Annotated in this window: 25 protein-coding genes and 1 tRNA gene; 14 read left to right on the plus strand and 12 right to left on the minus strand. The window is 60.0% G+C overall.

Features of this window, described 5'->3' with window-relative positions; translation table 11 throughout:
- Positions 1-33 precede the first annotated feature (33 nt).
- Together AB4Z13_RS10305 and AB4Z13_RS10310 are read right to left on the minus strand one after the other, a co-directional pair.
- On the minus strand, positions 34-186 hold the full coding sequence (locus AB4Z13_RS10305) for a hypothetical protein (RefSeq protein ID WP_162831968.1): 153 nt from the start codon (positions 184-186) through the stop codon (positions 34-36).
- A 167-nt stretch (positions 187-353) separates the two neighbouring features.
- Positions 354-440: transfer RNA gene (locus tag AB4Z13_RS10310), tRNA-Leu, on the minus strand.
- A 169-nt stretch (positions 441-609) separates the two neighbouring features.
- On the opposite strand from AB4Z13_RS10310, the gene AB4Z13_RS10315 reads away from it, so the two are divergent.
- Positions 610-1017 carry a BA14K family protein gene (locus tag AB4Z13_RS10315; RefSeq protein WP_439017070.1) on the plus strand — a complete coding sequence of 136 codons (408 nt, stop codon included), beginning with the start codon at positions 610-612 and terminating at the stop codon, positions 1015-1017.
- Positions 1018-1020: 3 nt separating this feature from the next.
- Here AB4Z13_RS10315 and AB4Z13_RS10320 read toward each other — a convergent pair whose 3' ends face one another.
- Positions 1021-1314 (minus strand): SelT/SelW/SelH family protein, encoded by a 294-nt coding sequence (locus AB4Z13_RS10320; protein ID WP_439017071.1) that lies wholly within the window; start codon positions 1312-1314, stop codon positions 1021-1023.
- A 185-nt stretch (positions 1315-1499) separates the two neighbouring features.
- Here AB4Z13_RS10320 and AB4Z13_RS10325 point away from each other — a divergent pair, with 185 nt between their 5' ends.
- The gene (locus tag AB4Z13_RS10325) at positions 1500-2549 is read left to right on the plus strand and encodes a GH25 family lysozyme (RefSeq protein ID WP_439017297.1); all 1050 of its coding nucleotides are present in this window, start codon (positions 1500-1502) and stop codon (positions 2547-2549) included.
- Between the two features lie 67 nt (positions 2550-2616).
- Here the strand turns inward: AB4Z13_RS10325 and lepA are convergent, their stop codons facing one another.
- Both lepA and tenA read right to left on the minus strand, forming a co-directional pair.
- Positions 2617-4449 carry a translation elongation factor 4 gene (gene lepA, locus AB4Z13_RS10330; RefSeq protein ID WP_439017072.1) on the minus strand — a complete coding sequence of 611 codons (1833 nt, stop codon included), beginning with the start codon at positions 4447-4449 and terminating at the stop codon, positions 2617-2619.
- A gap of 76 nt (positions 4450-4525) precedes the next feature.
- Positions 4526-5224 (minus strand): thiaminase II, encoded by a 699-nt coding sequence (tenA, locus tag AB4Z13_RS10335; protein ID WP_439017073.1) that lies wholly within the window; start codon positions 5222-5224, stop codon positions 4526-4528.
- Positions 5225-5354: 130 nt separating this feature from the next.
- Between tenA and AB4Z13_RS10340 the strand changes: the two genes are divergently transcribed.
- Both AB4Z13_RS10340 and AB4Z13_RS10345 read left to right on the plus strand, forming a co-directional pair.
- Positions 5355-5924, plus strand: a complete 570-nt coding sequence (locus AB4Z13_RS10340; protein WP_113325661.1) for an XRE family transcriptional regulator — start codon at positions 5355-5357, stop codon at positions 5922-5924.
- 29 nt (positions 5925-5953) lie between these two features.
- Positions 5954-6472 (plus strand): GNAT family N-acetyltransferase, encoded by a 519-nt coding sequence (locus tag AB4Z13_RS10345; RefSeq protein WP_439017074.1) that lies wholly within the window; start codon positions 5954-5956, stop codon positions 6470-6472.
- Here the strand turns inward: AB4Z13_RS10345 and AB4Z13_RS10350 are convergent.
- Positions 6454-7080, minus strand: coding sequence for an HAD-IA family hydrolase (locus tag AB4Z13_RS10350; protein ID WP_113325660.1), 627 nt, complete (start codon positions 7078-7080; stop codon positions 6454-6456). The two genes, AB4Z13_RS10345 and AB4Z13_RS10350, sit on opposite strands and share 19 nt — an antisense overlap.
- Before the next feature lie 153 nt (positions 7081-7233).
- Here AB4Z13_RS10350 and AB4Z13_RS10355 point away from each other — a divergent pair, with 153 nt between their 5' ends.
- From AB4Z13_RS10355 to AB4Z13_RS10365, 3 genes are all read left to right on the plus strand, one after another.
- Positions 7234-8259 (plus strand): histone deacetylase family protein, encoded by a 1026-nt coding sequence (locus AB4Z13_RS10355; RefSeq protein ID WP_439017075.1) that lies wholly within the window; start codon positions 7234-7236, stop codon positions 8257-8259.
- A gap of 10 nt (positions 8260-8269) precedes the next feature.
- On the plus strand, positions 8270-8821 hold the full coding sequence (gene recX / locus AB4Z13_RS10360; protein WP_439017076.1) for a recombination regulator RecX: 552 nt from the start codon (positions 8270-8272) through the stop codon (positions 8819-8821).
- Positions 8822-8914: 93 nt separating this feature from the next.
- Complete coding sequence (locus AB4Z13_RS10365; protein ID WP_439017077.1) at positions 8915-9808, plus strand: EamA family transporter; 894 nt, start codon at positions 8915-8917, stop codon at positions 9806-9808.
- 4 nt (positions 9809-9812) lie between these two features.
- On the opposite strand, the gene AB4Z13_RS10370 is transcribed toward AB4Z13_RS10365, so the two are convergent.
- Positions 9813-10280, minus strand: coding sequence for a truncated hemoglobin (locus tag AB4Z13_RS10370; protein ID WP_113325688.1), 468 nt, complete (start codon positions 10278-10280; stop codon positions 9813-9815).
- Positions 10281-10452: 172 nt separating this feature from the next.
- Here AB4Z13_RS10370 and mbfA point away from each other — a divergent pair, with 172 nt between their 5' ends.
- Positions 10453-11436, plus strand: a complete 984-nt coding sequence (gene mbfA / locus AB4Z13_RS10375) for an iron exporter MbfA (RefSeq protein WP_113325689.1) — start codon at positions 10453-10455, stop codon at positions 11434-11436.
- Positions 11437-11501: 65 nt separating this feature from the next.
- Here the strand turns inward: mbfA and AB4Z13_RS10380 are convergent, their stop codons facing one another.
- Together AB4Z13_RS10380 and AB4Z13_RS10385 are read right to left on the minus strand one after the other, a co-directional pair.
- On the minus strand, positions 11502-12101 hold the full coding sequence (locus AB4Z13_RS10380; RefSeq protein ID WP_113325690.1) for a transglutaminase-like cysteine peptidase: 600 nt from the start codon (positions 12099-12101) through the stop codon (positions 11502-11504).
- Positions 12102-12311: 210 nt separating this feature from the next.
- On the minus strand, positions 12312-13109 hold the full coding sequence (locus AB4Z13_RS10385; RefSeq protein WP_439017078.1) for an alpha/beta hydrolase: 798 nt from the start codon (positions 13107-13109) through the stop codon (positions 12312-12314).
- Between the two features lie 180 nt (positions 13110-13289).
- Between AB4Z13_RS10385 and infC the strand changes: the two genes are divergently transcribed.
- The 5 genes from infC to pheT all read left to right on the plus strand — a co-directional run bounded on the left by infC (position 13290) and on the right by pheT (position 18442).
- On the plus strand, positions 13290-13826 hold the full coding sequence (gene infC / locus AB4Z13_RS10390; RefSeq protein WP_113325702.1) for a translation initiation factor IF-3: 537 nt from the start codon (positions 13290-13292) through the stop codon (positions 13824-13826).
- A 298-nt stretch (positions 13827-14124) separates the two neighbouring features.
- Positions 14125-14328, plus strand: a complete 204-nt coding sequence (gene rpmI, locus AB4Z13_RS10395; protein WP_004108077.1) for a 50S ribosomal protein L35 — start codon at positions 14125-14127, stop codon at positions 14326-14328.
- 39 nt (positions 14329-14367) lie between these two features.
- Complete coding sequence (gene rplT / locus AB4Z13_RS10400) at positions 14368-14772, plus strand: 50S ribosomal protein L20 (protein WP_007813309.1); 405 nt, start codon at positions 14368-14370, stop codon at positions 14770-14772.
- A 148-nt stretch (positions 14773-14920) separates the two neighbouring features.
- Positions 14921-16003 (plus strand): phenylalanine--tRNA ligase subunit alpha, encoded by a 1083-nt coding sequence (gene pheS, locus AB4Z13_RS10405; protein WP_439017079.1) that lies wholly within the window; start codon positions 14921-14923, stop codon positions 16001-16003.
- Positions 16004-16018: 15 nt separating this feature from the next.
- Positions 16019-18442 (plus strand): phenylalanine--tRNA ligase subunit beta, encoded by a 2424-nt coding sequence (gene pheT / locus AB4Z13_RS10410; RefSeq protein ID WP_439017080.1) that lies wholly within the window; start codon positions 16019-16021, stop codon positions 18440-18442.
- 50 nt (positions 18443-18492) lie between these two features.
- Here the strand turns inward: pheT and AB4Z13_RS10415 are convergent, their stop codons facing one another.
- Both AB4Z13_RS10415 and AB4Z13_RS10420 read right to left on the minus strand, forming a co-directional pair.
- Positions 18493-18852: a nuclear transport factor 2 family protein gene (locus AB4Z13_RS10415; protein WP_113182234.1), complete on the minus strand. Its 360-nt coding sequence runs from the start codon at positions 18850-18852 to the stop codon at positions 18493-18495.
- Positions 18853-18970: 118 nt separating this feature from the next.
- Positions 18971-19471, minus strand: coding sequence for a YciE/YciF ferroxidase family protein (locus AB4Z13_RS10420; protein WP_439017082.1), 501 nt, complete (start codon positions 19469-19471; stop codon positions 18971-18973).
- Between the two features lie 145 nt (positions 19472-19616).
- On the opposite strand from AB4Z13_RS10420, the gene AB4Z13_RS10425 reads away from it, so the two are divergent.
- The gene (locus tag AB4Z13_RS10425) at positions 19617-20234 is read left to right on the plus strand and encodes a hypothetical protein (protein ID WP_439017083.1); all 618 of its coding nucleotides are present in this window, start codon (positions 19617-19619) and stop codon (positions 20232-20234) included.
- On the opposite strand, the gene AB4Z13_RS10430 is transcribed toward AB4Z13_RS10425, so the two are convergent.
- Positions 20224-20667, minus strand: coding sequence for a GNAT family N-acetyltransferase (locus tag AB4Z13_RS10430; protein WP_439017084.1), 444 nt, complete (start codon positions 20665-20667; stop codon positions 20224-20226). The two genes, AB4Z13_RS10425 and AB4Z13_RS10430, sit on opposite strands and share 11 nt — an antisense overlap.
- Positions 20668-20672 lie beyond the last annotated feature (5 nt).

The following is a 20672-nucleotide window of genomic DNA, read 5'->3' on the forward strand; positions in this document are numbered from 1 at the left end:
GGGTAAGAAAGCGCTCTGCTCGGAACGAGGCGCTTAAAGAATCCGGTCGATCTTATGCTGGATGTGCAGATTGGGCATCAAACCAGCCGTATGCGCGGCGCGATAAGCATTGCGCGCAGCATCGAACGTCACGCCCCACATGATGGCGCTGAGAAGAAACGCGATGATGTAAACTTGAATGCGCATGATTCCATCAAAATGCGGCATATCGGCATTTATGTGGCAGTGCCAAGCGTCGCTCGAGATCAAATTATTGTCGGTGAATAAAGACGCAGAAAACGACCACCACAACGGTGGGCACAGATAACAGGAAGAACCTGTATCTGTTTGATCTCATTAAGGATCAATGGGAATGGTGCCCAGAAGAGGACTCGAACCTCCACACCCTTTCGGGTACCAGCACCTGAAGCTGGCGCGTCTACCAATTCCGCCATCTGGGCGACGGAGAGCCATGTACGGGGGTGGCTCTTTGCTGTCAACAGGGTTTTTGAAGTTTTCCTGACAGTCTGTGAAAAAGCTTCACGAAGTCGTGGTCGCACCCCAGGGGGCAGTGGATGGCGTGGCCTGTTTCTCCACCCTATATAAAAGGACATTGGAAAGGAACGCGCCATGTTCGACCTTCGCCCCGCTCTTCTTGCCGGTTTGCTTGCCGCAGTGCCGTTGGGCGGGGCCAATGCCGCCTCGCCGTCGCTTGGGCCTATCAATACGCAGTCGACGATCTGCGATTATCGTGGCTGCTTCGGCTTCGGTCCGCAGCAGTGGCATCGCCCAGCCTACGTGCAGCCGAACTATCGCCCGCCGAATGCCGCCGGTCCAAAATATTACCAGCCGCCCGGACAATTGCCGCCGCGGCTGACCTACGATCCGCCGCAGGCACCACGCGTGCAGCCTTCGGCAGATAATCAGGCCCGCCATCAGCAATGGTGCCGGAACGAATACCGGTCCTACAATCCGCGCACCGATCGCTTCCTGACCTATGAAGGCATCTACAAGACCTGCAACTCGCCCTATAATTGAGCGTCAGCTCTCCAGCGAAGCGCGGTCGGTATGGCCGAGGTCGCGGTCGGGCTCGATGATGTCGCGCACGCGCTGCTTGAGTTCCTTCGGCCCCGGAAAACCGCCGTCGCGCTTGCGCTCCCAGATCAGATCGCCGTTGACGCGGATTTCGAAATTGCCGCCGGTGCCGGGAATGAGCGCCACCTCGCCAAGGCTGTCCGCAAAAGTCTGCAGCAGTTCCTGCGCCATCCAAGCGGCGCGTAGCAGCCAGTTGCACTGGGTGCAGTAGAGGATCGTCACACGGGCTTTCTCGGTCATGGGAATCTCCTTTTATCTGAGGGATCTAGACGCTCGCAAAAGGCGCTGCAATGTGCCCGCTGCCGAATCAGCGGACCGAAAGTTCGGATTCAGTCTTTTTTGATAATTTTCCGTTAGCTATTCCGGATTGGTGTCTTCGCAGAATGGCTGAAGCGCCCTGGTTCTTGTTTTGCGTAACGGTGCTCATGCGTTCCACGGCTATCCCAGCGATCCTCGTTGCCTGCCTCGCTCTGGCGGGCTGCTCGTCGGCTTCCGGTCCGGAAAGTCTTTCAGCAGGCGTCACTTCGAAGCCTTCGAAGGAAATCACGGCTTCCGTTACCCCGCCGCCGGCACCTGTGCCGCAGGCAACACTCGCTGCAACTGAAACGGACGATGCAATGCCGCAGGCAAGCCTCGCCTGGGAAGCGCCCGTGCCAGAGTCCCGCGCCTTCTCGGCAGTGACGCCTTCAGCCACATCGCAGCCCGGAATGCCGGTTCCGAGCGAACGCCCTGTCGAATTCGCCATGGCGGCCTCACCCGCCATCGAGCCGCCGACCCGCGGCCGTTCGCGCGTTTACGGCTATGGTTTCCGCGATGCCAAGCCGATCAATTTCGGCAAGATCTCTCCGCGCAAGCTCGCCGTCCACGGCGTCGATGTCTCGCGCTGGCAGGGCGATATCGACTGGGAAACGCTCAGAACCCGCGGCGCCAACTTCGCCTTCATCAAGGCGACGGATGGCGGCGATCACCTTGACCCGATGTTCAAGACCAACTGGCGGCGCGCCAAGGAAGCCGGCATCAAGCGCGGCGCCTATCACTTCTTCTACTGGTGCCGCACGGCCGGTGAACAGGCTGACTGGTTCATCCGCAACGTCCCGCGCGATCCGGATGCGCTGCCGCCAGTCATCGACGTGGAGTGGAACGGCGAATCGAGTTGCAAGGTGAAGCTTTCGCGCGCCCGCGTCCTGGAAAAGATGCAGGTCTTCATGGAAAAGATCGAGCGCCATTACGGCAAGCGCCCGATCATCTATACGGCCCCGGATTTCTACGCCGACAATCTCGAAGGCGCCTTCCAGAACTATCATTTCTGGCTGCGCGCAGTCGCCGAGCATCCTTCGAAGGTCTATCCGAACCGTAAATGGCTCTTCTGGCAATATTCCGGTTCGGGCCTGTCACACGGCGTCGAAGGCCGCATCGATCTCAATGTCTTCCGCGGCAGCGAGGAAGAATGGCATCGCTGGGTGGCCGGGCTTTAAAACGCAAAAGGCTGGCTCGATGGCCAGCCTTTCGTTCATATTTTGGGCTGAATCCGGATAGCTTAACCTACTCGTCGCCCATCTTCAGCGCAGCAATAAATGCTTCCTGCGGGATTTCCACCTTGCCGAACTGGCGCATCCGCTTTTTGCCGGCCTTCTGCTTGTCGAGCAGCTTGCGCTTGCGGGTAGCGTCGCCGCCGTAGCATTTTGCGGTCACGTCCTTGCGCAGTGCCGAGATCGTCTCGCGGGCAATCACGTTGCCGCCGATCGCGGCTTGGATCGGGATCTTGAACATGTGCTTCGGGATCAGCTCCTTGAGCTTCTCGCACATGTCGCGGCCGCGCTTTTCGGCGGCCGTCCGGTGCACCATCATCGACAGAGCGTCGACCGGCTCGCCGTTAACGAGAATCGACATCTTCACGAGGTTGCCCTCGCGATGGTCGGTGAGCGTGTAGTCGAAGGAGGCATAGCCCTTCGAGATTGATTTCAGCCGGTCATAGAAATCGAAGACGACTTCGTTGAGCGGCAGGTCGTAGGTCAGCATCGCGCGCGTACCGACATAGGTGAGCTCGATCTGGATGCCGCGCCGGTCCTGGCAGAGCTTCAGGATACCGCCGAGATAATCGTCCGGCGTCAGGATCGTCGCGCGGATCCACGGTTCGTGGATTTCCGAGATCTTGACGACATCGGGCATGTCGGCCGGGTTGTGCAGCTCGCGCTCCGTGCCGTCGGTCATGTACATCTTGTAGACGACGGACGGTGCGGTTGCGATGAGGTCGAGATCGAACTCGCGCTCCAGCCGTTCCTGGATGATTTCGAGATGCAGAAGGCCAAGGAAGCCGCAACGGAAACCGAAGCCGAGGGCAGCAGACGATTCCATTTCGAAGGAGAAAGAAGCGTCGTTGAGGCGAAGCTTGCCCATGGCGGCGCGCAGATCCTCGAAATCGGCCGCGTCGACCGGGAAGAGACCGCAGAACACCACTGGCTGCGCCGGCTTGAAGCCCGGCAGCGCTTCAGCCGTCGGCCGCTTGTCCTCGGTGATTGTATCGCCGACGCGGGTATCGGCCACTTCCTTGATCGAAGCGGTAATGAAGCCGATTTCGCCGGGGCCGAGGCTGTCGACATTGACCATCTTCGGTGTCAGCACGCCGACGCGCTCCACCTGGTATTTCGCATCCGTGCCCATCATTCGCACGGTCTGGCCCTTGGTCAGCACACCGTCGATGACGCGCACCAGAACCATGACGCCGAGATAGGTATCGTACCAGCTGTCGACGAGCAGCGCCTTCAGCGGCGCCTTTTCGCCGCCCGGGCTCTTCGGCGCCGGCAGCTTGTGGACGATCGCTTCCAGCACATCGGGAATGCCGAGGCCGGTCTTGGCCGAGATCAGCACGGCTTCCGACGCATCGATGCCGATCACTTCCTCGATCTGTTCCTTGATGCGATCCGGTTCAGCGGCCGGCAGGTCGATCTTGTTAAGGACGGTTACGATCTCATGGTTGTTGTCGATCGCCTGGTAGACGTTGGCGAGCGTCTGCGCCTCCACGCCCTGCGAGGCGTCGACGACAAGCAGCGAACCCTCGCAGGCCGACAGCGAACGAGAGACTTCATAGGCGAAGTCGACGTGGCCGGGCGTGTCGATGAGGTTGAGAATGTATTTCTCGCCATTCTTCGCCTGGTAGTGCAGGCGAACGGTCTGTGCCTTGATGGTGATGCCGCGCTCGCGCTCGATATCCATGTTGTCGAGCACCTGCTCGGACATCTCACGCTCGGCAAGGCCGCCGGTCGTCTGGATCAGGCGGTCAGCAAGCGTCGATTTGCCGTGGTCGATGTGGGCCACGATCGAGAAGTTGCGGATATGGGATAGCGGAGTCGTCGAATTGGTGCTCATGCGCGCCATATAGCAGCGCGCAGATCGCCCGCAAAGCGGTAATTATACCGGGGTTTACCCTATTTTGCAGACTGTGGCGTGTGGCTCAGACCGGCCAGGTCTCCAGCCGCCAGGCCGAATCCCAGAACATCCATTCATATTGGGAGGCGCGCACGAAAACCTCCATCATCTGCTGGCGCTCCACCGGCGAGGCGGCGCGGGCGGCAATGTCAGTCAGCGCAATCACTTCGCGCGCGCCGGCTGCAAATTGCGGATCGCCATAGGTGTTGATCCAGGCCTGGAACACATTGCCCTCGATCGCCGGCCTGCTCTTGATGCCTTCGCCGACATGCCAATAGATCCAGAAGCAGGGCAGGATCGCCGACAGTGCCACCGCATAGGAGCTGTGATAGGCCGTCGCCAGCAGGAAATTCGTATAGGCAAAGCACGAGGGCGAGGGCTCTGCCGCCGTCACATCCGCGCTCGAAATCCCGAACTGCGTCAGGAAACCGGCATGCAGACCCTGCTCGACGGTGATCGCTTTCTGAGCCGACCCGAGAAAGCGCAGCACCTGCGCATTGTCGGGCGCCTTGGCCGCGACGATGGCGAGGCAGCGAGCATAATGCTTCAGGTAGATCGCATCCTGCAGGATGTATTGGCGGAAAACCTCCGGTGGCAGCGTGCCATTCGAAAGTCGTTCCAGCAGCGGCAATCGCTCGATCTCGGCCATGATGGGCTTGATCCTGTCCCAGGCGGCAGCAGTGAAGCTCTCCGCCGGCTCAGTGCCTTGCGCAATACCGTCCATCTTGCTCTCCGCTCTTGAATCGCCGCTGCCATATATCGACGCCGCCATGGTGAAAGCAAGGCTGCTCGCGAGGACTTGATTCCATCATTGGATCATGTATTTCTCTTATAGTGGAATCATGGATTGACAAATGGAACAGGAATTCGAGCAGGCAATCGGCATCCGTATTCGCATGCTGCGGACGGAAAAGGGGCTGACACTGGATGATCTCGCTACTGCTTCCGGCGTGAGCCGCGCGATGATCTCCCGGATCGAGCGCGCAGAAGCGAGCCCAACGGCCTCGCTGTTGGCGAGGGTCTGCGCCGCGCTCGGCCTGTCGCTTTCAGAGTTTTTTGCCGATGAAGGGCAGGAAGCGTCGCCGCTCTCGCGTCGTCAGGACCAGCAGATCTGGCGCGATCCGGAAACCGGCTATATGCGCCGCGCCGTCTCGCCGCCGGGCACAGCCTCGGATGTCGATATCGTTGATGTCGAATTTCCGGCTGGCGCACGGGTCAGCTTCCCGCCGCATACCGCCAGCCGCGGCATGACACAGCACGTCTGGCTCTTCGATGGTGAGTTGGAAATGACCGCCGGCGAGACCGTCCATCGCCTCAAGCCCGGCGACTGTCTCTTCATGCCGGTCGGCGACGGCCATGTCTTTCACAATCCGGGTCACGCGCCGGCACGCTATTGTGTCGTGCTGGACCGCGGCGACCGTTAATTCACACGCTCATTTACAGGGGACCTATCATGCCGACCATCCGCCTTCTCTCCGCCGCCGAGGCACACGCGGCGATTCCCGACCTCTGCGACGTGCTTGCCGATTGCGTCAATGGCGGCGCCTCGGTCGGTTTCATGCAGCCCTATACACCTGCGGATGCTGAACCCTATTGGCGCGGCGTCGCTGAAGCCGTGGCCGATGGCGCCACTCTGCTCTTCGGCGCCGAAATGGATGGCAAAATAATCGGCACCGTCCAGGTCGGCGCTGCGCAGATGCCGAACCAGCCGCACCGCGGCGATCTGAAGAAGCTGCTTGTTCACCGCTCCGCTCGCGGCCATGGTTTGGCGCGCCTGCTGATGGACATGGCCGAACGGGAAGCGGCCCGTCGCGGCAAGACGATTCTCGTCCTCGACACGGCAACCGGCAGCGATGCTGAAGCCATCTACCCACGTCTCGGCTGGGAGCGGGTCGGCGTCATTCCCGATTATGCGCTCTGGCCTGAAGGTGGCCTGTGCGCCACCACCTTCTTTTACAAGCGCGTGGCCTGATCGCGTTGTGTAAAGGCGTCTATCGCGTCGGCCAGTCTTGAAGCCGGCGTCCAATGCAGAGCCTTCCAGCCGAAATCCTTGGCCGCCACGATATTCTCCTCGACATCGTCGATGAAGCCGATGTCATCAGGGGCAGCGCCAACGTCTTGCGTAGCAAGCCGGAAGAAATCGCTGAAAGGCTTTCGCGCGCCAAGTGCGGCAGAATAGAACATGCCGTCGAAAAGCGCGCCGAGCCCCAGCACGTCACGCAGGTAAGCAGCGCGCTGGTGTTCCTGGTTGGTGGCGAGGTAAAGAAGCGTGCCCTTGTCCTTTAGGCGGGCGAGATCGTCGAGCAGCTGCCGGTCGAGGCGGGAGTCGTTTTCGAACCAGTAGTCGAGCAAGGTCTGGGCGTTAAGATGCGGTGCGATCCGGCCGAGAACCTCCGTCAGGCGGGGTTCGATCGGCTCCTGGCCGGTGACGATGCCGACCCAGTAAGGCTTGAAGAATTCCTGTTGAAGTAACGGCGCAGGCAGACCTAGGTCGCGCTCGAGATAAGTGAAGAGCGGCAGACCATCCGCCGGCCGTCCGTGAACCAGCACGCCATCGACATCGACCATCAGGATTTTCATCGGGCTTAATCTCTTGAGGAAAAGGGACGCATTCTGAAATCGGGTTGAACGTGGCGTCATCTGCAGTGGCGATCAAGGCGTGTTCAGCGCTTTTTTCTTTAGACGGGCCTGTGTAAGGCTTGAGTCTGACAGACTGATTTGCGGAGGACACTCGTGCGCGTCATCTATTCCGAAGACCACAAGCTGCGTGATGCGAAGACGGAGCTGCATGATGGCCAGCTCGTGACGCCTTTCGAGGCGCCGTTCCGGGCGGAATGGATTCTCGCCGCAGTGAGGGAGGCGGGCTTTTCGGATGTCGTCGCCCCCGAACCGCACGGTCTCGAAACGGCGCGCAAGGTGCATGATCCGGCTTATCTGGAATTCCTGGCGACAGTGTGGGATCGCTGGGTGGCGGCAGGATATAAGGGCGAGGCGATCGCCAATTCCTTCCCCATCCGCCGCACCAGCCAGCGTGTGCCCGAAAACATCGTCGGCGTGATCGGCCATTATGCGAATGCCGCCGACACATCCATCACCAAGGGCTCTTATGAGGCGGCTGTTGCCTCCATGCGCTGCGCGATGACAGGTTCGGACTGGCTGAATGCCGGCCACCGCTTCGCCTTCGCGCTCTGCCGCCCGCCGGGCCATCACGCGGGCATCGATCTCTTCGGCGGCTATTGCTTCATCAATAATTCCGGCGTGGCGGCCCAGCGTCTGCTGGATCACGGCGCCAGGAAGGTTGCCGTGCTCGATGTCGATTTTCATCACGGCAATGGGACGCAGGATCTCTTCTATCGTCGCAGTGATGTCTTCACCGCCTCGCTGCATGGCGATCCCATCCACGCCTTTCCCTATTTCCTCGGTCATGCCGATGAAGCCGGCGAAGGGCAGGGCGAGGGCGCCAACCGCAATTACCCGATGGCGCCCGGCACCAGTTTCGATGTCTGGTCGGCAGCCCTTGCCGATGCGCTTTCTCGCATCAAGGCCTTCGGTGCGGAAGCCATCGTCGTGGCGCTTGGCGTCGATACGTTCGAGCGCGATCCGATTTCCTTCTTCAAGCTGAAATCGGAGGACTTCATTCGCATGGGCGAGATGATCTCAGCCGCCGGCCTGCCGGTCGTCACCTGCATGGAGGGCGGCTACGGAGTGCCGGAGATCGGCCTCAATGTCGCCAATGTGCTCAAGGGTCTGGAAGTCTGATCTCCTCCTGATGACCGACGAGACCGTTCCATCCGATATCCCGACGCCCCGCATGCTGAGCTGGGCACGCAACTCGACCATCTATCGTCTCGAGCGGCGCATGATGACGGAAAAGCAGCTCTTTGACGCCATCACCCGCAAGGCGAAGGAGAAATTCGAGGACATCAGCGCAGCGCAGATCAAGGCTGTCGCCGATTTCGCCGTCAAATTTGCCTATGACAACAAGGCGATCGACGATAGCGCCTATGCTGAAATCAGCACGCGTTCCGCCGTGCGCAGCGGCAAGTCGAAGCGCGCCATTGCCCAGAAGCTTGCGGTCAAAGGCGTCTCCAGCGACAAGGTGGAGGTTGCACTCGAAGAGGCTGACGATCTCTATGCCGCGGCGATATTCGCCCGCAAACGCGCCTTCGGCCCGTTCCGCCGCGTCGAGCTTGACGAAAAACGAAAGGCAAAGGAGCTCTCTGCCTTCGCCCGCAACGGCTTCAGCTTCGAGATCGGCAAGAAGGTTTTCGGTATGAGCTTCGAAGACGCCGAAGAGGTGATCCTCTCAGGCCGCCTCTGATATCGCATCAAGCCTTTTGCTGCCCCGATCAGAAGTTTGAATTTGTCGCTCATGCGCTGCTCTCCTATGAAGAGCGCGCAATCGGAGATATCAATGGAAGAAAGAACGAGCGCCGGACCGGGCACGCTAACGGCGAAGACGCCTGCTGCATTTGGCGGTGTGGCTGCCGGCGGCTTGATGTGCCTCATGTCCATGTCCTCCATCCAGTTCGGGGCGGCGCTGTCCTCCTCCGCCATCGCCACCTATGGGCCGGTCGGTGCCACCTGGCTGCGCCTCGCTTTCGCTGCCATCTTTCTGGCAATCGCGGTGCGCCCGCGCATCTTCAGCTACAGCCGCGCCCAGTGGACAAGTGCCCTGGTCCTCGGCACGACCACGGCGCTGATGACGATGAGTTTTTTCTCGTCGATCGAGCGCATTCCGCTCGGTCTCGCCGTCGCGATCGATTTTCTCGGACCGCTTTCCGTCGCGACCATTGGCTACGGATTGAGCCGGCGCCTCATCTGGCCGCTCATTGCCGCTTTCGGCGTTCTGGCCCTCGCTCATGACGGGGAAGGCTGGGTTGGGGATCCCCTTGGTGTTCTCTTTGCATTTGGTGCGGGAACCGGCTGGGCAATCTATATCGTGCTCACGAAGAAGATCGGCGCAAGCTTCAAGGGTCTTGAAGGACTTTCCATGTCGCTCATGGTTGCCGCGGTGGTCGCAACGCCCTTCGGCTTTGCTGGCACGGTGCCGAAGCTTGATGCCGACGGCCTGATTGAAATGGCGGGCCTAGCCATTCTGGTGCCACTGCTGCCCTACACACTGGAGCTGATCGCGCTGCGGCGCATGCCGACGGCCTCCTTCGGCATCCTCATGAGCCTGGAACCCGCCATTGCAGCCCTCGCAGGCTTCGTCATTCTGGCACAGCCTATGACGCTTCTGCAGATGGCCGGAACGGCTTTGGTCGTCGCCGCAAGCGCTGGCGCGACCTTTTCGGCAAGGCAGTAAAGCGTCAGCCCATCTTCTTCGCGGGATCGTCAAGCGCTGGATTGTAGAAGAGCGACAGCGTCAGGCTCTTTGCGATCCGCTCCGCAGTCGCCATGAACCACTCCTTGGCTTCCGGCGTCGGTGCCACATCGTCGAGCGTTTGCGAAAACAGCGAAAGCCATTTCGGGAAAAGCTCCGGCGTCATGTTCGCAACGCCGAGATGCGCCTGCACCGGCTTGCCGCCATAGGCGCCGCTGCGAAAGGCGACGGACGACCAGAAGCTCTTCATCTTCTGCATATGTTCGGGCCAGCGGCCGGAAAGCCGCGCATCAAAGACAGGTCCGAGCTCGGGATGCCTGAGCACCCGCCCGTAGAAAGTCTCCACCAGCTTCGAAATGAAGGCCTCGTCCACGCCGATCGCCTTCATCTCAGCCTCGGCTTTTTCACGGATCGCGGCAACATGCGCGGCTCGTCCCTGTATCTCGCTATTCATCTTTAACCCCGGTGCCGCGTGCTGCAGCAGCTTCCATATAGGTTGACGTGCTGCCTCAGCAAAGCGCGATCGGCAGATCGCGGCATTCTGTCAATCCCGCCGGGCTTTGATCTTGACCCACGCGGGTTGCCTCTTTAGATTTAGAATAATTCTAAATTACTGGAGATTCCTTATGTTGGCCCGTTTTTTCAGATCACCGAAACGTTCCTTCCGCTCTCTCTCCGAGCAGGAAATCCTGGCGCTCGCCATCGCCTCGGAAGAAGATGATGCCCGCATCTATCTCGCCTACGCGGAGCATTTGCGACAGGAGTTTCCGGCCTCTGCCAAGGTGTTTGAAGATATGGCGGAGGTGGAGGACACGCACCGAAAGTCGCTGATCGAAATTCACCGCCAGCGCTTCGGTGAACGCATCCCGCTGATCCGCCGCGAGCATGTCGAGGGCTTTTACGAGCGCAAACCGGACTGGCTGCGTGCCAACCTCTCTCTCGATGCCATCAGGCAGGAAGCCGAGGCGATGGAGGAGCAGGCCTACCGCTTCTATGTCGAGGCGATCAAGCAGACCTCCGATGCCTCCACCCGTCAGTTGCTTGGCGATCTCGCTCTCGCCGAACAGGGCCATGAGGACATCGCCCGCATGCTGGGCGACAAGCACACGCCTGACGATGTAAAAAAGGAGGAGGATGAGACCGCGCGCCGCCAGTTCGTCCTGACCTATGTGCAGCCGGGCCTTGCCGGTCTGATGGATGGTTCGGTCTCGACGCTGGCGCCGATCTTCGCTGCGGCTTTTGCCACGCAGGATACCTGGCAGACCTTCCTCGTCGGCCTGTCGGCCTCGGTCGGTGCCGGCATCTCCATGGGCTTCACGGAGGCCGCCCATGACGACGGCAAGATCTCGGGCCGCGGCTCGCCGATCAAGCGCGGCCTTGCCTGCGGCATCATGACGGCGCTCGGCGGTCTCGGCCACGCACTGCCCTACCTGATCCCGGACTTCTGGACCGCGACCATTACCGCCGCCATCATCGTCTTCTTCGAGCTCTGGGCGATCGCCTTCATCCAGAACAAATATATGGAGACGCCGTTCCTGCGCGCCGCCTTCCAGGTGGTCGTCGGCGGCAGCCTCGTGCTCGCAGCCGGTATTTTCATCGGGAACGCGTGAAGCATAGCTCAGAAATGAAAAAGGCCGGCTTTCGCCGGCCTTTCCCACAGTCCCCTCAAAATTAATTATTTCAGAGCGCCGACCAGAACGTCGCGGCCATTCTCGATGGTGACCCAGCGACCAGCATTGAAGCTCGACTGGCGCTTGATGAAGCTATAGGGCGTCGCAAACCACGGCTTGACGTCGGAAGCCAGGTTGTCGAGCACGAAATCGCCCTCGGCAGTACGCAACGTCAGCACCGCGTGACCTTCACCATCAGGCTTGCGAACAACTGTCATCAGCAGATCGGCAGGTGAGAAGCCACGCTGGATGAGGATACGGCGCTTCAGAAGCGCGAAGTCCTCGCAGTCGCCAGCCGTGGTCGGATAGGCCCAGACCTCGTCCTTGCCGTAGATTTCCTTGTCGGTCATCGGCGTGATGGTGCGGTTGACGGTCGCGTTGACCGAACGGACCGTGGCCCACTTGGCGCCGGTCATGGCGAGCGGACCGGCATTGCGGTTGGCACCGCATTCGCTGCGGTGCGTCTGACAGAAGTCGTAATGACCGACCGGCTGCGATGTCGCATTGCCGGTCACCATGGAGGCATTTTTGCTAGGAGCCGGAATAGCGGCCGGCGCCATTGCAAATACGGCCATCATGGCCACGAGGAAACCCTTGATCCGCACGCCCTACTTCCCTGCATCGCCCTTCATTTATTAACAAACAGTTAACGGAGAGGGCTGAAAGGAGTCAATCGTTACTTCTTGGGAGGGCCTTGCAACTCGTAGACATGGTTAAAATGCAACATAACCTTAGGGATATCTGAGCATAACTTGCTCAACCAAAGTCCTCTATTCGGGCAGTTGCATATTCTTTGGTGGACGACTGGCTTCAGTCTATCGGATGAGGCCTTTGACGGCGCTGCGCAGCCGCTCGATGTCCTGGGGGCGCGACAGCCTGTGGTCGCCGTCGCGGATGAAGGTCAGCACCACGTCGTCGGCAGGAAGATGTTCCACGAGTTTCATCGCATGCAGATAGGGCACGTCAGCATCTTTCATGCCCTGCAGGATATGGATTGGGCAGCCTGTTTCGATAATGCCGGTCAGCACCCGGTTCTGGCGGCCGTCCTCGATGAGGGCGCGTGTATAGATGTTGGGCTCCGGGCTATACTGCGAGCGTTCCTCGAAATAGCCGCGCTCCTCCAGCGAGGCGCGTTCCTTCTTCTTGAGGTGCGGCTCGATGAGATCAGAGGTGAAGTCCGGCGCCGGCGCTATCAACACCATGCCTTCGAGCTTTGGACCGCCGTCTTTCGCAAGCTCCTGCGCCACTCTGAGTGCGATCCAGCCGCCCATCGAAGAGCCGATGAGGATCATCCGTTTGGGGGCGGTATCGCGGATCACCGCGAGCGCCTCCTGCAGCCACCGCGAGATCGTGCCGTCGGTGAAGGTACCGCCGGAAAGCCCGTGACCGGAATAGTCGAGGCGGATGCAGGCGGCACCCAGTTCCTCCGCCAGCCGGTCGATTTCGACGGCCTTGCTGCCGCTCATGTCGGATCGGTAGCCGGATAGCCAGACGAGGGCGGGAAGGTCGGCGCCTGTCCGCGCCGGCCGCAGCAGCATGGCGATCTGCCGTGCGTCCTCGTCTTCACCGACTGTCAGGAACTTCGGCTGAAGAATGGGCATCTCGTCGGACATCGGGCAGAACTCCTATTATTTTGGTCTATAAAACAGATTCTTGACAGGCTGACAGCAGGTGATTTTTCCGCTATAGGATGTTATCGAATCCGTTGCAGTGATGGCGTGACCCGTTTGTGCCCCCTTTCGAACTGGGACACGAAGCTGCAACGTTCCGAACAACGCGAGGAGAATACGACCATTCGCAGACCCTTTAAAACCGACGCGCCCGTAAAGGATGGACCGCGTTCGAACCGTGAAATCCGCATTCCCAAAGTTCAGCTGATTGGGGCGAACGGTGAGAATCTGGGCGTCGTGCCTACCGACCAGGCCTTGAGAATGGCGGAAGAAGCCGGCCTCGACCTCGTCGAAATTTCTCCCAATGTCGAGCCGCCGGTGTGTAAGATCCTCGATCTGGGCAAGCTGAAATATGCCAACCAGAAGAAGGCCGCCGAGGCGCGCAAGAAGCAGAAGGTGGTTGAAGTCAAAGAAATCAAAATGCGTCCGAACATCGACACTCATGACTATGAAGTGAAGATGAAGGCGATGGGCCGCTTCTTTGACGAAGGTGACAAGGTGAAGGTAACGCTGAAGTTCCGTGGCCGCGAAATGGCCCACCAGGAACTCGGCATGAAGCTTCTCCAGCAGGTCAAGGCCGACACGCTTGAGATTGCCAAGGTCGAAGCCGAGCCCAAGCTCGAAGGCCGCCAGATGATGATGGTGCTGGCGCCGAAGTAACCGGTGTCGCATCCTTTCGCTCAAAGCCGTCCAACAGGGCGGCTTTTGTGTTTCTTGCGGGTGCAAGAATCATCATCCTCCCCGTTGCACTTTCACGACGCTGCGGTTATAAGCGCGCGTCCGAACTGACCGGCAGGGCATGCCGTGGCAGTTTCGAATGCTTGCGGGCAGGTTTCGTCACTGGCCCCGCAGATCAACAACAAACGCTCCCGCGCCTTTGGCGAAGACCGTGACAGGGCTTTCGCAGAAGGGCTTCTTTGATGAAGCGGGTGAGGAGCTCTCAGAACGGAGTAGCAAAATGCCCAAGATGAAGACGAAGTCCTCTGCCAAGAAGCGGTTCAAGATCACCGCCACCGGCAAGGTCAAGGCGGCTGCCGCTGGCAAGCGCCATGGCATGATCAAGCGCACGAACAAGTTCATTCGCGATGCACGCGGCACCATGGTTCTGGCAGAACCCGATGGCCGCAAGGTTGTGAAGAACTATCTGCCGAACGGTCTCTGAGACTATTCCGGTAACGCGTTAGATTAAGGAGATCATGAAATGGCACGTGTAAAAAGAGGCGTCACCGCCCACGCCAAGCACAAGAAGGTTCTGAAGCAGGCCAAGGGTTTCTACGGCCGCCGCAAGAACACCATCCGTACCGCCAAGGCTGCCGTTGACCGCGCCAAGCAGTACGCATACCGCGACCGCAAGGTTAACAAGCGCAACTTCCGCGCCCTCTGGATCCAGCGTATCAACGCTGCCGTCCGCGAATTCGGCCTGACCTATGGCCGCTTCATCGACGGCCTGAACAAGGCTGGCATCGAAGTAGACCGCAAGGTTCTCTCCGACATGGCAATCCATGAGCCGGAAGCATTCGGTGCCCTGGTTGCTGCCGCCAAGAAGGCCCTTGAATATCTCAAGGAAACCGGCACGGCTAACGAGTTTGAAGGCGCGGTTCGTTAACCAGCGCTTCCCAAGCTTGACGCTTTTTTGAATTTTGGGAAACCCGCGCTGGTTTGGGCTAGCGCGGGTTTTTCTTTCTTTGTACTGCTTGCGCGGCCTTGCCGCGCCCGCCTTTCGAACGCCGCCTGATCTGGACGGAAAGAAGACAATGTCAGATATCGACCAGCTTAAATCCTCTCTGCTTGCCGAAATTGCCGCCGCCAATGACGAGCCTGCGCTCGAAACCGTTCGTGTTTCCGCGCTCGGCAAGAAGGGCTCGATTTCTGAGCTGCTGAAGACGCTCGGCGCCATGACGCCGGAAGAGCGACAGACCCGCGGCGCAGCAATCAATGCACTGAAGAACGAAGTAACCGACGCCCTGGCCGACCGCAAATCGGTGCTGAAGGAAGCTGCGATCAACGCCCGCCTGAAGGCTGAAACGGTCGACGTCAGTCTGCCGGTCCGTTCCTCACCGGCCGAGCGCGGCCGCATCCATCCGATCAGCCAGATTGTCGACGAAATCACCGCAATATTCGGTGACATGGGTTTCTCGATTGCCGAAGGCCCCGATATCGAGACCGACTATTACAATTTCACGGCTCTGAACTTCCCCGAGGGACATCCGGCCCGCGAGATGCACGACACCTTCTTCTTCAATCCGGATGAGAAGGGCGAGCGCAAGGTTCTGCGCACGCATACCTCGCCGGTGCAGGTTCGCACGATGGAATCGCAGAAGCCGCCGATCCGCATCATCATTCCCGGCAAGACCTACCGCCAGGATTCCGATGCCACGCATTCGCCGATGTTCCATCAGGTCGAAGGCCTGGTCATCGACAAGAAGGCCAATGTCGCCAATATCCGCTGGGTGCTCGAAGAATTCTGCAAGACCTTCTTCGAGGTGGACAGCGTGACGATGCGTTTCCGCCCGTCCTTCTTCCCCTTCACCGAGCCCTCCTTCGAGGTTGACATCCAGTGCGACCGCTCCGGTCCGATCGTCAAGTTCGGCGAAGGCACCGACTGGATGGAAATCCTCGGCTGCGGCATGGTCCACCCGAACGTGCTGCGCTATGGCGGGCTCGATCCGGACGAATATCAGGGCTTTGCCTGGGGCATGGGCCTCGACCGTATCGCCATGCTGAAATACGGCATGCCCGACCTGCGCGACTTCTTCAATGCCGATGTCCGCTGGATGAATCACTATGGCTTCCGCCCGCTCGACATGCCGACGCTGTTCGGCGGTCTCAGCGTTTAAGGGAGGATTGGACCTATGAAATTCACGCTTTCCTGGCTGAAGGATCATCTGGAAACGGATGCCACGCTCGATGAGATCTGCATCCGCTTGACTGAGATCGGGCTGGAAGTGGAAGATGTCGACGACAAGGCGGCCTTCAAGCCCTTCGTCATCGCCAAGGTTCTCTCGGCCGAAAAACACCCGCAGGCCGATCGCCTGAAGGTGCTGATGGTCGATATCGGTGAGGGTGCTCCGGTGCAGGTCGTCTGCGGCGCACCGAATGCGCGTGCAGGCCTCGTCGGCGCCTTTGCTGCTCCTGGCACCTATGTTCCCGGCATCGACGTGACGCTGTCGGTCGGCAATATCCGCGGTATCGAAAGCCGCGGCATGATGTGCTCGGAAAAGGAACTGCAGATCTCCGACAATCACGACGGCATCATCGACCTTCCGGAAGATGCGCCCGTGGGCACGAGCTACGCCGCCTATTCCCATCTCGACGATCCGGTCATCGAGATCAACCTGACGCCGAACCGTCCGGACTGCACCTCGATCTATGGCATCGCGCGCGATCTCGCAGCCTCCGGCCTCGGCACGCTGAAGACGCGCCCCGCGCCGTCCTTCGCCGTCGAAGGCGAAACGCCGGTCAAGCTGACGCTCGAGCTCGATGATGCAAAGCTCTGCCCGGGCTTCAGCCTCAGGCTCGTGCGCGGCGTGAAGAATGGTCCGAGCCCGCGCTGGATGCAGCAGCGGCTGCTCGCCATCGGCCTGCGCCCGATCAATGCGCTCGTCGATATCACCAACTACATGACCTTCGATCAAGGCCGGCCGATGCACGTCTTTGACGCCGCCAAGGTCAAGGGCAACCTGACTGTGCGCCGCGCCAAAGAAGGCGAGACGGTATTGGCGCTCGACCAGCGCGAGTACAAGCTCGGCCCGAACAATGTCGTCATCGCCGACGAGGACGGTATTGAATCGATCGGCGGCATCATGGGCGGCGAACATTCCGGCTGTGATGAAAACACCGTTGACGTGCTGATTGAATCCGCTCTCTGGGATCCGATGAACATCGCCAAGTCTGGCCGCGCGCTCGGCATCATCACCGATGCGCGCTACCGTTTCGAACGCGGCGTCGATCCGGAATACATGGTTCCCGGCCTCGAGCGCACGACGGAACTGGTGCTGGAACTTTGCGGCGGCGCCCCGGCAAAGGCGGAGATCGTCGGCTACAAGGGTTACGAGCCGAAGATCGTCGACTTCCCCTATTCGGAGGTCAAGCGGTTGACCGGCCTCGAGGTCTCGACGGACGAAAGCAACACGATCCTGACCCGTCTCGGCTTCAAGGTTTCCGGCTCCGGCGAACGCGTCTCCGTGGCGGTTCCCTCCTGGCGTCCTGACGTGGACGGCAAGGCCGATCTCGTCGAAGAGGTCATGCGCATCCACGGCGTCGACAACATCAAGCCAGCGCCGCTCGAAAGTCATGCTGCTGTCAACGGTCGCATCCTGACGGTGCTGCAGATCCGCACCCGCTCCGCCAAGCGCGCGCTCGCCTCGCGCGGCATGCTGGAAGCCGTCACCTGGTCTTTTATTCCGGAAGATCAGGCAAAGCTCTTCGGCGGTGGTTCTCCGGCCCTCAAGCTTGCCAATCCGATCGCAGCCGAAATGTCGGACATGCGCCCCTCGCTGCTGCCGGGTCTGCTGACGGCCGCCCAGCGCAATGCCGATAAGGGCTATGGCGATGTGGCGATCTTCGAAGTCTCTGGCACCTACGAAAACGACACGCCGGAAGGCCAGCGGCGCGTCGCCGGCGGCATCCGCCGTGGCACGGCATCGCTTTCCGGCGCCGGCCGCATGTGGTCGAATGCGGCAAAGGGCGGCGGCCAGCCGGTCGATGTCTTCGATGCCAAGGCCGATGCGCTTGCCGTTATCGAAGCCTGCGGCCTGCCGACGGGCAATATCCAGATCGAGCGGGGTGGTCCGGAATGGTATCACCCCGGCCGTTCCGGGACGATCAAGATGGGTCCGAAGGTGATCCTCGGCTATTTCGGCGAGTTCCATCCGACCACGCTTGAAAAGCTTGATGTGTCCGGTGCTCTCTGCGGCTTCGAAGTCTATCTCGATGCCATGACAGAGCCGAAGAAGAAGGCGACCCGCACCAAGCCGGCGCTCGAACTTTCGCCCTTCCAGGTGGTCAAGCGCGACTTCGCATTCGTCGTCGACAAGACGGTGGAAGCCGGCGCCATCATCAAGGCGGCCACCAGCGTCGATCGCAAGCTTATCACTGGCGTCAACGTCTTCGATATTTTCGAAGGTGCCTCGGTTGGCGAGGGTAAGAAATCTGTTGCGATCGAGGTCCAGATCCAGCCGGCCGACCGCACGCTGACCGACGAGGATTTTGAAGCGCTGACGCAGAAGATCGTCGCCAGCGTCGCCAAGTTCACCGGCGGCGTCCTCAGAAGCTGATCCGGCTAACAGAAAGTTTGAGAAGACCGGCGGCGCAAGCTGCCGGTCTTTTATATGTGAAGATGATAGAGCTTGCTGACGATCGTCCAGCGTCCGTCGATCTTCAATAGTGACAGATAGTCGGTGAAGCGCATGCCGGCAAAATCGTCGGTCACTTTCACAGTCGCCGCATCGCCGGAAATATCGATGCTGCCGATGTCCATATAAGGCTGAGTTCCGGGTGGTGCGGCCCCTTCCTCAAGGATTGCCGCGATGAATTCATCGCGCGAGAGCCATTCCACCGCATTCTGATAGTGCCCGATGATCGAGCTCTTCGGGTGAAAGGCTTTCTTCAGGGCTGCTTCATTGGCGAAGGCCATGCCCTCGACATAGAGATGAACCGTCGCTTCGATTGCCTGCCTGTCGGCCATATCGACACCTCGCCTCACATTCTGAAGGAAATGATAGCGGGGTCGTCGGCGAAGGCAAGGCTGGGAGAAGGAGAGCGGCCGGCGCCGGCCGCTCTCCTTGCCGGTATGAGGACAAGTATCAGGCTGCGCGAGACGCTTTCTGGTTCGCGGCAGTCGTTGCAAGCTTCGTCAGAAGCTGGTCGGTCTTGCCTTCTTCCTGCAGCGTCTGATCGAGAAGCGTGACGGCTCCCTTGAAGCCCAGCGTCTGCGCCCAGGTCTTCAGTGTCCCGTAGCGAGCGATTTCATAATGCTCGACGGCCTGAGCCGAGGAGATCAGGCCTGCATCAATCGCGGCAGTACCTTTGAAATCCTCGATGATTTCCTCGCCTTCGGCAATGATGCCCTGGATCGCCTCACAGGTCTTGCCCTGGGCGCGCTTGCCGATGATTTCGAAGACCTGCTGCAGCCGCTCGACATGACCTTCGGTTTCTTCGCGATGCTTCTCGAAACCCGCCTTCAGTTCCTGGGACTGGGCAGCGCGCGCCATCTTCGGCAGGGCGCGCAATATCTGCCGTTCGGCGAAATAGATGTCCTTGAGCGTATCGTAAAACAGATCTTCCAGTGTCTTTTCCTTGGCCATTGTTCCGTTCCTTCGTTAGGGGATTCGCGCCCTTTCGGCGACACTCTTAGAAGCGAATACCGCGCTAATTGTTCCCGGCGCATTTCGGGTGGAACGGCTCCATTTTCCGGGCAATGATGTCTGGAGCAATCGGGGAGGACAGTGCATGAAGAGCCCGGGATCGATGAAGGGACTGGAGGATCTCGGTCGGGTGCGCCTGTCTCGGAACTTCTTCTTCCGCGATTTCCTCCACTCAGAGATCGCCGATTTCTATCGCATCCCGAACATCCCCGACGATCCCGATCTTGCCGTCGAAACGGGCCGGCGTCTCTGCGAGGAATTGCTGGAGCCGTTGGAAGCGACGTTCGGGCGCCTTCATATCCGCTCCGGCTACCGCTCGCCTGCGGTCAATCGCTTCGGCAATGAGAACAACCTGAACTGCTCGACCAATGCCGCCACCGCCGCCCATCATATCTGGGACATGCGCGACTTCGACGGCTGCATGGGAGCGGCCGCCTGCATCGCCGTTCCCTGGGTGGTCGATCGTTATAGTGACGAAAGCAATTGGCAGAGGCTCGCCTGGTGGATCCATGACCACCTACCCTATGCCTCGCTTTGCTTCTTCCCGAAACTATGGGCCTTCAACATCCAGTGGCATGAGCGGCCGAAGCGGGTGATCCAGAGCTATGTGCGCCCGCGCGGCATCCTGACCAAGCCGGGCATGGCCAATTGGGAAGGTGATCATTCCGAATGGTATGAGGGCTTTCCGCAACTCAAAAATTGATGCGGTAGCGGATGTGGCCGTCACTCTTGACGTATGTATCATAGAGCGCGCGGGCCGTCTTGTTCTGCTCGCTCGTATGCCAGTAGAGCCGCGACCAGCCGTTCTTCTTGCAGAGGGCTACGAGGTCGTCCATCAGCGCCCGGCCGACACCCTTGCCGCGCACATTTTCTGATACGAACAGGTCTTCGAGATAGCAGTCCCTACCGCGGATCCATGTGCCTTCATGTGTCAGGCAGAGTGTAAAGCCCACGACTTCGCCGTCGAGTTCCGCCACTCGCATGAAGATTGCCGACGCCGGATCGAAGACCCGGCGCCAGGTGGAATCGGTAATATCGGCATCGACGGTGACCTCGTAGAACGCGAGATAGTCGGCCCAGAGAGCACGCCAGCGCGTCTCGTCTTCGGGTCTCGCATCGCGGATCGTCACGGTCATGCCAT

Source organism: Rhizobium sp. YAF28, from assembly GCF_052113285.1.
Taxonomy (GTDB): domain Bacteria; phylum Pseudomonadota; class Alphaproteobacteria; order Rhizobiales; family Rhizobiaceae; genus Rhizobium.